This is a genomic window from Xanthomonas sp. XNM01, from assembly GCF_014851915.1.
GTDB lineage: Bacteria > Pseudomonadota > Gammaproteobacteria > Xanthomonadales > Xanthomonadaceae > Pseudoxanthomonas.
The window spans coordinates 65435-81037 of sequence record NZ_JACVAP010000004.1 but is presented as its reverse complement, the minus strand read 5'-3'; the positions used below and the strand labels follow the sequence as shown (position 1 = coordinate 81037).

Here is a 15603-nt window from a genome sequence, read left to right as displayed (position 1 = left end):
AACGGCGCGGGCGCCACGAGGGCGCCCGGCAGTGGTGCGGTGCATGCAGCGCGCGTCCGCGCGCTGCCGGTCCGGTGCATCTCCGGACGTTCGCCTCAGAGCACGTAGACGAACAGGAACAGGCCCAGCCAGACCACGTCCACGAAGTGCCAGTACCAGGCAGAGGCCTCGAACGCGAAGTGGTTGTCCGCGGTGAAATGGCCGCGCGCCACACGCAGCCACATCACCGCCAGCATGATCGTGCCCAGCAGCACGTGCACGCCGTGGAAGCCGGTGAGCATGAAGAAGGTCGAGCCGTAGATGCCCGAGCCCAGGGTCAGGTTGAGGTCGCGGTACGCGTGTACGTACTCCTCGGCCTGGAAGAACAGGAAGATCAGGCCCAGCACCACGGTCAGGCCCAGCCACAGCAGGATCTGGCGACGGTTGTTGGCCTTCATCGCGTGATGGGCGATGGTCAGGGTCACGCCCGAGGTCAGCAGGATCAGCGTGTTCAGCAGCGGCAGGCCCCAGGCCGGGATGGTCTGAAACTGGCCGCCGACCTGGCCCGGGCCGGCGCTCGGCCAGGCCGAACTGAAGCCGTCCCACAGCAGCGCGTTGGTCATCACGCCGTCGCCTTCGCCGCCCAGCCACGGCAGCGCGAACTGGCGGGTGTAGAACAGCGCGCCGAAGAAGGCGCCGAAGAACATCACCTCGGAGAAGATGAACCAGATCATCCCCATCCGGAACGACACGTCGACCTGGCGGTTGTAGTGGCCGGCCTGCGATTCGCGGATGACCTCGGCGAACCAGTAGAACAGCACGGCGAGCATCATCGCCACGCCGGCGAAGAACATCCACTTGCCCCAGCCGATGTCGTTGAGCCAGGTGGCGACACCGAGCATCATCGTGAACAGCGAGATCGAGGCGAGGATCGGCGCCTTGCTGCGCGTCGGCACGAAGTAGATGTCGGCGTCGTGCGATGTCGGCTGGGTATGGGCCATGGCGGATTCCGTCGTCGGTCAGGGCGCCGCGTGCGGCGTGTTGGCGGCCTTGGGCGCGACCAGTTGCGCGCTCATGGCCTCGTTCTTGAAGAAGGTATACGACAGGGTGATGGTCTTCACGTCGGCCGGCAGGTCCGGATCGACGATGAAGCGCACGGGCATGTCCCGACTCTCGCCGGGCTGCAGTGTCTGCGCGGTGAAGCAGAAGCACTCCGTCTTGGTGAAATAGCCCGAGGCGCGCGCCGGCGCCACCGAGGGCACCGCGCTGCCGACCACCGGCCCGCTGCCGTCGTTGCGGGCGAAGTACAGCGCCTCGTTGAGCTCGCCCGGCACGACCTGCATGGTCAGCTGCTCGGGCTCGAACGCCCACGGCAGCTTGGAATTCACGCCGCCATCGAACTGCACGGTGACCGTGCGCGACGGGCGCTCGCCAGCGGCCGCCGACGCGTTGCGCACCTGGCCCGGGCCCTGCTCCAGCCGGATCCCGAACACCTTCTCGCAGGCGATGCGGTACAGCGGCACCAGCGAGAAGGTGAAGGCGAACGCGCCCAGCGCGACCAGGCCCAGCTTGAGCAGGCCCGCGCTGCGCCTAGCCGGTGCCGGCTGCCCGCTCATCGACCGATCACGCCGGACAGGATGAAGGCCACGTAGATCGACAGCGCGATCAGGCCGAACGCCAGCGCGGTGCGGCGCACGCTGCGGCGGCGACGCGCGAGGTCCTGGTCCTGTCCGATCGGAGCGTTCATCGCTTCTCCCATCCCGTTCGAAAAACCCGCCGGTCGATCAGCCCGCGTCCGTCGCGGAAGATGCCTGCGGTCGATCCCCCATCGCCGGCGCGATGCCGCGCCGGTGGCCGGAGGTCCGGATCAATGACTGATGTCGCCGTGCGCCAGGTCGCCATCCTTGATCACCGGCGGCGTGGCGAAGGTGTGGTGCGGGGCCGGCGACGGAATCGTCCACTCCAGGCCGCGTGCCGCTTCCCAGGCCCGCGCTTCGGCCTTGGCGCCGTTGCGCAGCGAGGCCAGCAGGATCGCGGCCATCATGAACGGCGTGGCGAACATGCCGAACGCGCCGATCGAGCTGACCAGGTTCCAGTCGGCGAACACCACGTTGTAGTCCGGGATGCGGCGCGGCATGCCGGCCAGGCCGAGGAAGTGCTGCGGGAAGAACAGCAGGTTGACGAAGACCATCGTCCACCAGAAATGCACCTTTGCCCAGAACTCGCTGTACATGCGCCCGGTGAACTTCGGCCACCAGTAGTAGACCGCGGCGATCAGCGCGAACACCGCGCCGGTGACCAGCACGTAGTGGAAGTGGGCGACGACGAAGTAGGTGTCGTGGTACTGGAAGTCGGCCGGAACGATCGCCAGCATCAGGCCCGAGAAGCCGCCGATGGTGAACAGGATCACGAAGGCCACCGACCACAGCATCGGCGCCTCGAAGCTGATCGAGCCCTTCCACATCGTGCTGACCCAGTTGAAGACCTTCACGCCGGTCGGCACCGAGATCAGCATCGTGGCGAACATGAAGTAGATCTCGCCGCCCAGCGGCATGCCCACGGTGAACATGTGGTGGGCCCAAACGATGAACGACAGGAAGGCGATCGCCGCGGTCGCGTAGACCATCGCCTGGTAGCCGAACAGCGGCTTGCGGCTGAAGGTCGGGATGATCTCGCTGACCACGCCGAAGGCGGGCAGGATCATGATGTAGACCTCGGGGTGACCGAAGAACCAGAAGATGTGCTGGTACATCACCGGGTCGCCGCCGCCGGCGGCATTGAAGAAGCTGGTGCCGAAGAACTTGTCGGTCAGCAGCATCGTCACCGCACCGGCCAGCACCGGCATCACCGCGATCAGCAGGAAGGCGGTGATCAGCCAGGTCCAGCAGAAGATCGGCATCTTCAGCAGGTCGATGCCCGGCGCGCGCATGTTGAGCACGGTGGCGATGATGTTGATCGCGCCCATGATCGAGCTGACGCCCATCATGTGGATGGCGAAGATGGTGAACGCGACGTTGTAGCCGCCCTGCAGCGACAGCGGCGGATACAGCGTCCAGCCGCCGGCCGGCGCGCCGCCCGGCAGGAACAGGGTGACCAGCAGCAGGCTGAAGGCGAACGGCATGATCCAGAAGGACCAGTTGTTCATGCGCGGCAGCGCCATGTCCGGCGCGCCGATCTGCAGCGGGATCATCCAGTTGGCCAGGCCGACGAAGGCCGGCATCACGCCGCCGAAGATCATGACCAGCGCATGCACGGTGGTCATCTGGTTGAAGAACTCGGGGCTGACGAACTGCAGGCCCGGGGTCATCAGCTCGGCGCGGATGATCACGCTCATGCCGGCGCCGATGATGAACATCACGAAGGAGAACAGCAGGTAGAGCGTGCCGATGTCCTTGTGGTTGGTGGAGAAGAACCAACGCTCAAGGAAACCGGGGTGGCCGTGATGGTCGTCGTGGTGATCGACAGCGGAGTGGGCCATGGCGTTACCTCTGGAATGCGGTTGCGTGGCGGTCGCGTCGGCGGCCGTTGCGTGATTCGGTCCGGTCAGGCCTGCGCGGCGGCGGCCGGCTCGGCCGGCGCCGCATCGGGCGCCGCGGCCGGGGCCTCGCCCTCGACAGGGGCGGCCTCGCCGGCAGGCGCCGCTTCGACCGGCGGCACGGCCTCGGGGGCGGCGGCCGGTGCCGGCTTGCGCTCGGCCAGCCAGCGCGCGAACTCCTCCTTGGAGACCGCCTCGACCACGATCGGCATGAAGCCATGGTCCTTGCCGCACAGCTCGGCGCACTGGCCGCGGTACACGCCCGGCTCCTGGATGTTGGTCCAGGCCTCGTTGATCAGGCCGGGGATCGCGTCCTGCTTCCAGCCCAGCGCCGGCACCCACCACGAGTGGATGACGTCGTCGGCGGTGATCACGAACTTGACCTTGGTGTCGACCGGCAGCACCAGCCGGTTGTCCACGTCCAGCAGGTAGTGCGGATTGGCGGCCGCGTCGGGGCGCTGGCCGCTCTGGCGGATGCGGTCGGACTCGCGGTCCAGGCGGCTGGTGAAGGACACGCCCTCGCCCAGGTACTCGTACTTCCACATCCACTGGTAGCCGGTGACCTTGACCGTCATCTCGGCGTCGCGGGTGTCGTACATCGCGATCAGCTTGGCGGTGGCCGGCCAGGCCATCGCGATCAGGATCACCACCGGGATCACCGTCCAGATGGTCTCGGCCGTGGTGTTGTGGGTGAACTGGGCCGCGACGGCGCCCTTGGACTTGCGGAACTTGAACATCGCGTAGCCCATCGCGCCGAACACGACCAGGCCGATCACCACGCAGACCCACAGCGCGATCATGTGCGCGTCGTAGGCATGCTGCGAGGAGGTGGTCACGCCCCGCCCCATGTTCAGCTGCCAGCGGTGCGGGTCCGCCGACTGGGCCCAGGCCAGCGCCGGCATCGCCAGCAGCGCCGCCGCCGTCCATCGCTTCCACCATCCGTTCGCTTGCGTCATTGCCTAGACCCTAAGTTGCGTCATCGGTTGCGGCCGGACGCGGCCGCCAGTAGATCACCCAGGTACCGCACCAGCTGCGAGCGTTCGGCCGGACCCAGGAAGGCACCGACCTCGACCCTGTTGCCGCTGGACGACAGGCTGATCCGCCCCTCGCCCCCTTCCACCCGCATCCGGACCCAGTAGGGATGCGCGCTGAACACCCGTTCGCTCCCCCGCCGCACTTCCACCGCGCCTGCCGCCACGGCGATGTCCTCGCCGCGCTCGCCGCTGCGCCACAGGCAGCGCAGGGCAAGCGCGAGGCCGGCGCTGTGCAGCAGGGCGAAGGCGGGGGCGAACACGTTGCCGGCCAGCCAACCGGCCCCGGCCACCAGCCACATCGCCCCTGCCAGCGCCGCGAACAGCGCCCTGAACTGATGGGCCGTCAGCGCCCGCGGCGGGCGCAGCCTGAGCTGCGCGCCGGCATCGCCGGACCTCCACGGCACCACCTCGATCATCCCGCCCACCGCTGCCTTGCCGACTGCGGAAAACAGCAGGATGGTAAGCGCTGGTCACAGTCAGCGGCAAGCCGCATTGATCCTGCGCAATGACGGCACGAGCCTGTTGCAGTGCGGCATCCGCCCGTCTGGCGAGGACCCGCGGCACCCCGGGACGACGGCCGCCCGGGCCTCCACGCGGCCGCCTAGAATGGTCGCCGCCGCCGGTCTGCTTCGACACGACGGCCCCGCACGGGGCCAGCGCGTCCTGCACGCCAGCGCGGCCCGCCCCCAGTCCGGACCGAACGTGAAACCAGCCCCCGTCAGCGTGGACGCAGCCGATGTCGAGGCGCTGTTCGACTCGATTCCGGACGTCCTGTTCTTCATCAAGGACCGCGAGGGCCGCTACACCCACGTCAACGCGACGATGCTGCGGCGGCTGGACCTGCGCGCGCGCCGCGAGATCATCGGCCGCACCGCCAGCGAGGTGTACCCGGGCGACCTGAGCGCCAACTACGGCATCCAGGACCAGCAGGTGCTGGCCGGGGCGGTCATCGACAACCTGCTGGAACTGCACCTGTTCTCCGACCAGGAGCCGGGCTGGTGCCTGACCGCCAAGCGCCCGCTGCGGGTCGACGGGCAGATCGCCGGCCTGATCGGCATCTCGCGCGACCTGGCCAGCCGCGAGGGCCTGCAGTCGGACTACCTGTCGCTGCGCGAGGCGCTGCTGCACATGAACCAGCACTACGCCGACAACATCCGCATCCAGGACCTGCTGGCGATCACCGGCTTCTCCGAATCCAAGCTGGAGCGCACCTTCCAGAAGGTGTTCCAGCTCTCGCCACTGCAGCTGCTGACGCGGATCCGGATCCAGGCCGCGATGCACAGGCTGCAGGGCACCGGCAGCATCGCCGAGATCGCCCAGGCCTGCGGCTTCGGCGACCAGAGCGCGTTCACCCGGCGCTTCGTCGCCATCGTCGGCAGCACGCCCCGCGACTACCGGCGCCTGCGCGCGCCCTGATCGAGCAGGCGTGGCCTGCGGCGGGTCGCCGATGCGCGCTGGACGGCTGCCGGCCGGATGCAGCCGGGCGTCCAGTCCACGACCGGCCCGGGCAGCGGTCGGGCAGTCGCGTCGTCCGGCCATGCGCCCCCGTTGCGGGATGCGGGCACAGCCCCGCGGCGGATGTGCCGGCAACCGGCGTTCCCACCTGCGCCACATCGCACGGCGCGCGATGGCACGCCCTGCGTGGAAGGCCAGCGCCGGGGCGGGGACGCGGGCGGCGTCCGGGTCGACCACCACTGCCGGGCGCGCTTCGCCGTCGGGTGACCGGCCCCCACAGCGCTACGTCCACCTGTACGGATCGCACGACAGCCGCACCCGCCCGCGCACGCGTCCTCGCGCCTGGACACGCCACGCAGGCATCGGGCACACGGGCCGCCCTGGACCGCGCAACGCCTGCATCACGACGCACCTTCTATGGTCCGCTCCCGGCGCCCCGACGCCGATGCTCCCGGGCGGCAAAGGGGCCGGCGGCGTGGAACGGCATTTGTGCCGCGACACCCGGTGCCGGCGCCGGAATCCGTCAAGCCACGCCCGCGCCCGGACTCTATCTTGGCGCCTCGGCCACGGGTCGCCAGCGGCGACTGCCATGTACGAGCAAGCCCCGCACGTGCATCCGCCCGTACGGGTTCCGCAGCAGGCCCGCAGGGCCCTTCGCCCGTCCACACCATGACTTCAGTTCCCCGTTCCCACGAGCCCGGCGCGCCTGGCGCCTGGATCACGCCGGCTGCGCTTCCGGTCCAGTCGGCCACCCGCGCCGCGATCACCGCCGCATGGCTCCGCGACGAGACCACCCACGTCCGCGAACTGCTCGAACAGGCACGCCTGCCCGCCAGCGAACAGGCGCACGTGCAGTCCGTCGCCGCCGACCTGGTCCGCCGGGTACGCGCCCGTGCCCGGCACCAGGGGGCGATCGAGGCCTTCATGCGCCAGTACGACCTGGGCAGCGAGGAAGGCGTGCTGCTGATGTGCGTGGCCGAAGCGCTGCTGCGCATCCCCGACCAGGACACCGCCGACAAGCTGATCCGCGACAAGCTCGGCGATGCGGACTGGAAGAAGCACCTGGGCCAGTCCGACTCGGTACTGGTCAACGCCTCCACCTGGGGCCTGATGCTGACCGGCCGCCTGGTCGACCTGGCCGACGACACCAGGCGCGACGTGCACGGCGCGTTCGGCCGCCTGGTCGGCCGCGTCGGCGAGCCGGTGATCCGCCTGGCCGTGCGCCAGGCGATGAAGATCATGGGCCACCAGTTCGTCATGGGCCGCACCATCGGCGAGGCGCTGGCGCGCTCGCACAAGGGCGACAACCAGCAGTACCGCTACTCGTTCGACATGCTCGGCGAGGGCGCGCTGACCATGAAGGACGCGCTGCGCTATCTGGAGGACTATCGCCGCGCGATCCATGCGATCGGTGGCGACCACACCGCCCGCGGCGGCCGCCCGGACGGCGACGTCAACGACGCGCCGGGCATCTCGATCAAGCTGTCGGCGCTGTATCCGCGCTACGAGCACGCCAAGCGCGCGCGCGTGCTGCACGACCTGGTTCCCGGCGTGCTGGAACTGGCGCAGCTGGCCAAGTCCTACGGCATCGGCTGCACCGTCGATGCCGAGGAGGCCGACCGCCTGGAGCTGTCGCTGGACATCATCGAGCGGGTCGTCACCGATCCGTCGCTGGCTGGCTGGCATGGCTTCGGCGTTGTGGTGCAGGCCTACCAGAAGCGCACCCCGTACACGATCGACCACCTGGCCGACCTCGCCCGCCGCAGCGGCCGCAAGCTGCAGGTGCGCCTGGTCAAGGGCGCCTACTGGGACGCGGAGATCAAGCGCGCGCAGATCGACGGCCTGCCTGGCTACCCGGTGTTCACCCGCAAGCAGAACACCGACGTGTCCTACCTGGCGTGCGCGCGGCGCCTGTTCGGCCATGCCGACGTGCTGTACCCGATGTTCGCCACCCACAACGCGCACACCATCGCCGCGGTGCGCAGCCTGGCGCTGGGCCGGACCTACGAGCACCAGAAGCTGCACGGCATGGGCGACGACCTGTACGCCGAGGTGGTGCCGGCCGACCGCCTCGACCTGCCCTGCCGCGTCTACGCGCCGGTCGGCTCGCACGAGGACCTGCTGCCCTACCTGGTGCGGCGCCTGCTGGAAAACGGCGCCAATTCCAGCTTCGTCAACCGCATCACCGACGAGGACGTATCGATCGAGGACCTGATCCGCGATCCGGTCGAGGCGGTGTCCTCGTTCGCCTCCATCCCGCATCCCAAGATCCCGCTGCCGGTCGACCTGCTGCGCAGCCAGAACCACGACAGGACCAATTCCATGGGCGTCAACTTCGCCGACGACACCACCCTGCGCGCCCTCGCCGACCAGCTCGCCGCCGCGGTCCGCCCGTGGCAGGCCACGCCCCTGGTGCCCGGCGCGACCGCGACCGGCCCGATGCAGGCGGTGACCAACCCGGCCGACACCCGCCAGGTGGTGGGCCAGTGGCAGGCAGCCGATGCGGCCACCGTGCAGCTGGCGCTGGCCAATGCGGTCGATGCGCAGCGCGGCTGGAACCGCACGCCGGCCGCCAGCCGCGCGGCGATCCTGGAGCACGCCGCCGACCAGCTCGAAGCGCGGCTGCCGGAGTTCATGGCGCTGTGCGTCAAGGAAGCCGGCAAGAGCCTGCCCGACAGCGTGGCCGAGGTACGCGAGGCGGTCGACTTCCTGCGCTACTACGCCAAGCAGGCGCGCGAGCAGTTCGGCCAGGCCGAGACGCTGCCCAGCCCGACCGGCGAATCCAACGAACTGCAGCTGCACGGCCGCGGCGTGTTCGTCTGCATCAGCCCGTGGAACTTCCCGCTGGCGATCTTCCTGGGCCAGGTCGCCGCGGCGCTGGCCGCCGGCAACAGCGTCATCGCCAAGCCGGCCGAGCAGACCAGCCTGGTCGGGTATGCCGCCGTGACATTGCTGCACGAGGCCGGCGTGCCGGCCGCGGCGCTGCAGTTCCTGCCCGGCGATGGCGCCACCGTCGGCGCCGCGCTCACCGCCGACCCGCGCGTGGCCGGCGTGGCGTTCACCGGCTCCACCGAGACCGCGCGCGCGATCAACCGTGCGATGGCCGCGCGCGATGCCGCGATCGGCGTGCTGATCGCCGAGACCGGCGGCCAGAACGCGTTCATCGCCGACTCCTCGTCGTTGCCCGAAGCCGTGGTCAAGGATGCGATCGCCAGCGCCTTCGTCTCGGCCGGCCAGCGCTGCTCGGCCGCGCGCGTGCTGTTCGTGCAGGACGACATCGCCGACAAGGTGATGACCATGCTCGCCGGCGCGATGGCCGAGCTGAAGGTCGGCGACCCGGCCCAGCTGGACACCGATGTCGGCCCGGTGATCGACGCCGACGCGCTGAAGATCCTGGACGACCACGCCGCGCGGATGGACCGCGAGGCACGCCACATCGCCACCGCGCCGCTGCCGGAGCAGACCGCGCACGGCACCTTCTTCGCCCCGCGCGCCTACGAGTTGAAGGACCTGGGCCAGCTGCAGCGCGAGGTGTTCGGCCCGGTGCTGCACGTGATCCGCTGGAAAGCCAGCCAGCTCGATGCGGTGATCGACCAGATCAACGCCACCGGCTACGGCCTGACCCTGGGCGTGCATTCGCGCATCGACGAGACCGTCGAGCGCATCGCCAGCCGGGTCGAGGTCGGCAACGTCTACGTCAACCGCAACCAGATCGGCGCGGTGGTCGGCGTGCAGCCGTTCGGCGGCCAGGGCCTGTCCGGCACCGGCCCCAAGGCCGGCGGCCCGCACTACCTGCTGCGCTTCGCCACCGAGAAGACGGTGACGGTCAACACCACCGCCGCCGGCGGCAATGCCTCGCTGCTGACCCTGGGCGACTGAAGGCCCGACCCGCCATCCCCGATGGGGCATGGCGGTCCGCGAGGGCGATGCCGCATGATCGCCCCATCGGGGACCGTCGGGAGCGGGTTTGACCACCGATTTCTACAACCTGCTGCTGACCGACTCCGCCCTGGCCCTGCTGCTGCTCGGCCTGTTCTGGTACGTGTCGCGGGTGTCGCGCGGGGTGCGCGGCATCCTCAGCTGGGGCATCGGCCACTTCCTCTACACCCTGGGCGCGGCGATGCTGGACGGCACCGCCCAGGAACTGGAGCGCGCCGGCAGCGACGCCGCGGTGTCGATCGCGGCCGCGCTGGGCGGCCTGCTCGCCTGCAGCGGCCTGGCCCTGCTCGCGTGGTCGCTGCTGCGCTTCGTCCAGCAGCGCCCGCTGCGGCGGTGTGAGCTCGCGCTGCTTCCCTTGTTCGCGCTGTTCTCGGTGATCGCCTGGTACGGCCAGGACCCGATCGGCGCGCAGGGCGCTGCGATGAGCGCGGCCGAACTCGGCATGCTCGCGGTGATGCTGTGGCAGCTGCGGCGCCTGGACCTGCCGCCGCTGCGCCTGCCGGCGCGGTTGATGATGCTGGGCTGCGCGGTGCTGGCGGTGCTGTACGCGCGCGACCTGCTGGACGCCTTCTCCGGCAGCTACGCGTCCAACGTGTCCTGGGTCAACGTCGACCTGTCGACGTGGTACCTGCTGAACTTCTGCATGCTGATGCTGACCAGTTTCCGCGCGGCCGAATCGCTGCGCCAGAGCGCGATGCTCGACCCGCTGACCGGCACCCTCAACCGGCGCGGACTGTTCGCCCGGCTCGACCCGGAGCTGGAGCAGCTGACCCGCAACGCGCAGCTGGCGGTGATCGCACTGGACCTGGACCGCTTCAAGCGGATCAACGACCGCCACGGCCACGAAGTCGGCGACCTGGTGCTGCAGGCATTGAGCGATACCGTGCGCGCCTGCCTGCGCGAGAGCGACGTGTTCGCCCGGGTCGGTGGTGAGGAGTTCCTGGTCGTGGTCACCGGCGCGGAGGCGATGCAGGCGCCCACGCTGGCCGAATCGATCCGGCGCGCGGTGGCGACGATGCGGCTGGATACGCCGACGCCGCCGATCCGGGTCACGGTCAGCATCGGCGTCTGCCTGGCCGCGCGCCCGATGGCGCTGTCGATGCTGCTGCGGGGCGCCGACGAGGCGCTGTACGTGGCCAAGCGCGGCGGCCGCGACTGCGTGGTCACGCACACGCTGTAGCCGGCCGTCGGCGCCGCGCCGATGCGCGCGGCCGCGCCACCCGGGCGAAGCCGCGTCCCGCCGCCTATCCGACCAGACGCACCCGCGCGAAGGTGCGCTTGCCGACCTGCAGCACGCCCTCGAAGCCGGCGACGAACAGCTGCTGCGGATCCTCGACCACCACGCCGTCGATCTTCACCGCACGCTCCTTGAGCTTGCGGCTGGCCTCGGAGTTGCTCGGCGTCAGGCCGGCGGCGGTCAGCAGCGCGGCCACGCGCAGCCCCTCGGCCGGCACGGCCACGTCCTGCAGCGGCAGCAGCGAGGTATCGCCCTGGCCGGTGACCACCGCGTTCCAGCCGGCGATCGCCAGCTCGGCCGCGTCGGCGTCGTGGAAGCGGGTGGCCAGCTCGCGCGCCAGGCGCAGCTTCACCTCGCGCGGATTCAGCGTGCCCGCCTCGACCGCGGCCTTCAGCGCCGCCGCCTCGGCGATGGAGATCTCGAAGCTGAGCAGGTCGATCCAGCGCCACATCAGCGTGTCGTCGACCTTCATCGTCTTGGTCACGATGTCGATGGCCGGCTCGCTGATGCCGATGTAGTTGCCCAGCGACTTGGACATCTTGTTGACGCCGTCCAGGCCCTCGAGCAGCGGCATGGTCAGCACCACCTGCGGCTTCTGCCCGTAATGCTCCTGCAGGCCGCGGCCCATCAGCAGGTTGAACTTCTGGTCGGTGCCGCCCAGCTCCACGTCCGCCTCCAGGGCGACCGAGTCGTAGCCCTGCACCAGCGGGTAGAGGAACTCGTGGATGGCGATCGACTGCTGGGCGGCATAGCGCTTGGCGAAGTCGTCGCGCTCGAGCATGCGCGCCACCGTGTGCTGGCCGGCCAGCCGGATCAGGTCGGCGGCGGCCATCGCGCCGAACCACTCCGAGTTGAAGCGGACTTCGGTCCTGTCCGCGTCCAGCACCTTGAACACCTGCTCCTTGTAGGTCTCGGCGTTGGCCAGCACGTCCTCGCGGCTCAACGGCTTGCGGGTGGCGCTCTTGCCCGACGGGTCGCCGATCATCCCGGTGAAGTCGCCGATCAGGAAGATCACCTGGTGCCCCAGGTCCTGGAACTGGCGCAGCTTGTTCAGCAGCACGGTGTGGCCCAGGTGCAGGTCCGGCGCGGTCGGGTCGAAGCCGGCCTTGATCCTCAGCGGGCGGCCCAGCTTCAGCCGCGCCTCCAGCTCGTCCAGCTTGAGGATTTCGTCGGCGCCACGGCTGATCAGGGCAAGGGATTCTTCGACGGACGACACGGACGGCTCCAAGCGTTCAGGTGGTAACAAACTTGAACGCAATGTTAAGTGGTAGTTAACCCGAAGACCAGCTGAAAGTTCAGCTTGATCAATGGTTTGACGCACAGATTTGAGGTGTCTATGGTACCCCGCGGTGGGCCGCATTCCGGGGCCCTGTGAAGGAACCCGAGCATGCCCTCGAACGAGCACGACAGCGCCCGCAAGCGGCGTTTCCACGAACGACTGGGCATCCTTCACCACCGTCTCCTCCATCGCAAGCTCAAGCAGCGCTTCCCGGCCGCGTTCAACACGCGCTGGACGCGCCGCCACTGGGTCCATGCCAGCCTGTTCGCCACCCTCGGCGCGCTGGTGGCGACCATCGTCCCCGGCTTCTCCTCGCAGCTCGATGCCACCTCGCAGGCGCGGGCGACGCTGCCGCTGAGCCTGCCGCCGCTGACCGTGGCCGCGCCGGCCGGCGCCGGTTCCAGCCATTGGGAAGTGCTGCAGGTAGCCTCGGGCCAGACCCTGGGCGCGCTGTTCTCGCAGATGGGCATCCCCACCGCGACCATGCACCGGATCCTCGAGCATCCCGGCAACAAGGAGGCGTTGACCCGCCTGCGCCCGGGCGCCGAGCTCGCGTTCGACGTCGGCCAGGGCGGCGAGCTGCGCGGCTTCCGCTTCGACCGCAGCCCGACCCACCGGGTCGAGCTGTCGCTGCAGGGCGAGAAGATCCACGAGAAGGTCCTCGAGCGCGCCACCACCACGCGCACCGCCGTGGCCAGCGCCGAGATCAGCCATTCGCTGTACGCCGCTGGCCGCAAGGCCGGCCTGAGCCCCACCGCGATCGCGGTGATGACCGACGAGATCTTCCAGTACGACATCGACTTCGCCAAGGACGTGCAGCCCGGCGACCGCTTCAGCGCGGTGGTCGAGGAACTGTGGCGCGAAGGCGAGCGGATCGGCACCGGCAAGATCCTGGCCGCGACCTTCAGCACCGGCGGCAAGACCTATACCGGCTTCCGTTTCGAGCGCAACGGCAAGGCCGAATACTTCACCCAGGACGGCCGGCCGCTGAAGAAGAGCTTCATCCGCATGCCGATCCAGTACGCGCGGCTGTCGTCGAACTTCGGTTCGCGCCGGCACCCGGTGCTGGGCACGATGCGCATGCACAAGGGCGTTGACTACGCGGCCAAGACCGGCACCCCGATCATGGCCGCCGGCGATGCGCGCGTGCAGTTCGTCGGCACCCAGCGCGGTTACGGCAACACCGTGATCCTCGACCACGGCCGCGGCAACACCACGCTGTACGCGCACATGTCGCGCTTCGGCGGCATCAAGCAGGGCCAGCGCGTCGCCCAGGGCACGGTGATCGGCTACGTCGGTTCCACCGGCCTGGCCACCGGCCCGCACCTGCATTACGAATTCCGCGTCAACGGTGTGCACCGCAATCCGCTGAGCGTGACCCTGCCGCCGCCGGAGCCGCTGAAGGGCGCCGAGCTGGTGGCCTTCCAGGCGCAGAGCGCGCCGGTGCTGGCGCGCATCCAGTCGATGGAACGGCTGATGTACGCCGACGCCACGCCGGTGGCCGGCAACAAGCGCGGCTGATCGTCCTTCCCGCGGCGCCCGCCCGGTGCGGTCGCCGCCATCGTGTCCCGATCCCCCGGCGCGCCGTCCGCAGCGCAACGCCCCCGCGTGGGCAGCACCGCCATCGGTGGACTGTCGGACCGATCGACGCCCGGCGTCCATTCCGCGACCGCAGGTCGATCGCCCGAGGCCCGGTGACATCGCCGCGGCCCGGCCCGGGTCGAGCCGGCACCTGCCAGCGCGTACACACCGCTGGCGTCCATCCACCCGCCAGCGCACGGCGCGTTCATGCAGTCGCGGGCTGCACGGGTGCGATGCGTTCGTCGTCCGCATGCCACAGGTCCATGACCGCACCGGCCTCCACGAGGCAGCGTGCGTGCGTCCCGCTGCCAGTCCGCCGATCAGGGAAACAGGCAAATCGCCGGCCGTGCGATACCGGATCTATCGCCTGCATCCTTACGGCTCCGCCTGTAGCGCACTCCCAGCAGCGGCCCGGTTTCACGTCACGGTGCTCACGTCGCACTAGGATCGGTCCACTGCTCCGGATGAGCCCGTCGCTGCATGGACCCGAAGCATCATCCCGACCGCCATCCTGGTCGTTGGCGTCTGCTCCACGGCCCGGTGGCGATCCACCACCGCGCGTGGGCGGCCTGCCTGGCGATGCTGGCATTCGTCGCGCTCCCGGGCTGCGTGCCCGCGCAGTCGCATCCGGACCTGGCCGTTGAACGCAAGGCCGCCGAGGCCGCCTTCGCGGATGCCGGTGCCGATGCGCAGGCGCTCGCCGTGGCCGCCGCCACGGGGGGATGCGGTCGCGGTCGGCAGGCTGATGCGCGAACGGCGCATCGACCCCGACACCCTGTTCGGCGGGAGCAACGGCGGGCTGCCGCTGCTGGCCTGGCCGATCGTCCGCGGCAATCCGGAAGGGCTGCGCTCGATGCTGGAGCACGGCGCCGATCCGGATGCGGGAAAGGCCTACGAAACCCGCGACCGCGGGACGCGCCACCACGCCAACGCGATGGTCCTCGCCGCGGGAGAGCGGGACCAGACCTACCTGATGCTGCTGCTGGACCATGGCGGCGATCCGGATACGCGCAACGCGAACAACGAAGCGCTGCTGTTCCATGCCTCATCAACGGCAACCTGTGGAAGAACGTGCAGTTGCTGGTGGAGCGCGGCGCGGACGTGAACGCCTCCGTCTCCGGCGGCCGCACCATCGCCAACGTCTACGCCGCACGCGGTGGCTTCATGATGACCCACTGGCTGCTCGAGCACGGTGCCGATCCCCGGCTGGACTACGTCGGGGGAGCACCGGTCCGGCGCGATGATTCCCACACGATCGAAGCCATCTTCTGGCACCCCGGTACGCCGGATGATCCGACCTGGCAGATCCGCAGCCAGCGCTGGCTGCTGCTGAACGGACATCAGCGACCACCGATGCCGGAACACTATCGGAGGATGCGCGAGACCTTCGGCTTCCCGCATCGCGAAGACCAGATTCCCCTGCCCGACCGCGCCCCGCCGCCGGCATCGCGGAATCTGTGAAGCCGGGCACGTCGATTTCACATCCCCGTGGTCGGCCCGCACTAGGATCGGTCCACTGCTCCGGATGAGCCCGTCGCTGCATGGACCCGAAGCATCATCCCGA

General features: G+C 69.7%; 14 protein-coding genes. 6 read left to right on the top strand and 8 right to left on the bottom strand.

Features of this window, described 5'->3' with window-relative positions; all coding sequences use genetic code 11:
• Positions 1-95: 95 nt before the first annotated feature.
• The 6 genes from IB242_RS14505 to IB242_RS14485 form a co-directional block, all read right to left on the bottom strand.
• Positions 96-980, bottom strand: a complete 885-nt coding sequence (locus IB242_RS14505) for a cytochrome c oxidase subunit 3 (protein ID WP_192280836.1) — start codon at positions 978-980, stop codon at positions 96-98.
• Positions 981-998: 18 nt separating this feature from the next.
• Positions 999-1595, bottom strand: a complete 597-nt coding sequence (locus IB242_RS14500) for a cytochrome c oxidase assembly protein (protein ID WP_192280833.1) — start codon at positions 1593-1595, stop codon at positions 999-1001.
• Complete coding sequence (locus tag IB242_RS20685) at positions 1592-1726, bottom strand: hypothetical protein (protein ID WP_255523469.1); 135 nt, start codon at positions 1724-1726, stop codon at positions 1592-1594. Before IB242_RS20685 ends, IB242_RS14500 begins: the two co-directional genes overlap by 4 nt.
• A 120-nt stretch (positions 1727-1846) precedes the next feature.
• A complete protein-coding gene (gene ctaD / locus IB242_RS14495) occupies positions 1847-3457 on the bottom strand; it encodes a cytochrome c oxidase subunit I (RefSeq protein ID WP_192280830.1) in 1611 nt (536 codons plus the stop codon).
• Between the two features lie 65 nt (positions 3458-3522).
• Positions 3523-4470 (bottom strand): cytochrome c oxidase subunit II, encoded by a 948-nt coding sequence (gene coxB / locus IB242_RS14490; RefSeq protein WP_192280827.1) that lies wholly within the window; start codon positions 4468-4470, stop codon positions 3523-3525.
• Between the two features lie 20 nt (positions 4471-4490).
• Entirely contained in the window at positions 4491-4964 is a 474-nt protein-coding gene (locus tag IB242_RS14485; RefSeq protein ID WP_192280824.1) for a DUF2244 domain-containing protein, read from the bottom strand.
• Positions 4965-5250: 286 nt separating this feature from the next.
• Between IB242_RS14485 and IB242_RS14480 the strand changes: the two genes are divergently transcribed.
• The 3 genes from IB242_RS14480 to IB242_RS14470 all read left to right on the top strand — a co-directional run bounded on the left by IB242_RS14480 (position 5251) and on the right by IB242_RS14470 (position 11122).
• Positions 5251-5964 carry an AraC family transcriptional regulator gene (locus tag IB242_RS14480; protein WP_343237153.1) on the top strand — a complete coding sequence of 238 codons (714 nt, stop codon included), beginning with the start codon at positions 5251-5253 and terminating at the stop codon, positions 5962-5964.
• 708 nt (positions 5965-6672) lie between these two features.
• Positions 6673-9882 (top strand): bifunctional proline dehydrogenase/L-glutamate gamma-semialdehyde dehydrogenase PutA, encoded by a 3210-nt coding sequence (gene putA, locus IB242_RS14475; protein ID WP_192280818.1) that lies wholly within the window; start codon positions 6673-6675, stop codon positions 9880-9882.
• Between the two features lie 88 nt (positions 9883-9970).
• Positions 9971-11122 (top strand): GGDEF domain-containing protein, encoded by a 1152-nt coding sequence (locus IB242_RS14470; protein ID WP_192280815.1) that lies wholly within the window; start codon positions 9971-9973, stop codon positions 11120-11122.
• A gap of 64 nt (positions 11123-11186) precedes the next feature.
• Here the strand turns inward: IB242_RS14470 and tyrS are convergent, their stop codons facing one another.
• The gene (gene tyrS / locus IB242_RS14465; RefSeq protein WP_192280812.1) at positions 11187-12395 is read right to left on the bottom strand and encodes a tyrosine--tRNA ligase; all 1209 of its coding nucleotides are present in this window, start codon (positions 12393-12395) and stop codon (positions 11187-11189) included.
• A 171-nt stretch (positions 12396-12566) separates the two neighbouring features.
• On the opposite strand from tyrS, the gene IB242_RS14460 reads away from it, so the two are divergent.
• Positions 12567-13979 (top strand): peptidoglycan DD-metalloendopeptidase family protein, encoded by a 1413-nt coding sequence (locus IB242_RS14460; RefSeq protein WP_192280810.1) that lies wholly within the window; start codon positions 12567-12569, stop codon positions 13977-13979.
• A gap of 501 nt (positions 13980-14480) precedes the next feature.
• On the opposite strand, the gene IB242_RS14455 is transcribed toward IB242_RS14460, so the two are convergent.
• On the bottom strand, positions 14481-14801 hold the full coding sequence (locus IB242_RS14455) for a hypothetical protein (RefSeq protein WP_192280807.1): 321 nt from the start codon (positions 14799-14801) through the stop codon (positions 14481-14483).
• Between IB242_RS14455 and IB242_RS14450 the strand changes: the two genes are divergently transcribed.
• A complete protein-coding gene (locus IB242_RS14450) occupies positions 14785-15144 on the top strand; it encodes a hypothetical protein (RefSeq protein ID WP_192280804.1) in 360 nt (119 codons plus the stop codon). The genes IB242_RS14455 and IB242_RS14450 overlap by 17 nt on opposite strands.
• Positions 15141-15500, top strand: a complete 360-nt coding sequence (locus tag IB242_RS14445; RefSeq protein ID WP_192280802.1) for a hypothetical protein — start codon at positions 15141-15143, stop codon at positions 15498-15500. The genes IB242_RS14450 and IB242_RS14445 overlap by 4 nt, the downstream gene beginning before the upstream one ends.
• The last annotated feature ends 103 nt before the right edge of the window (positions 15501-15603 follow it).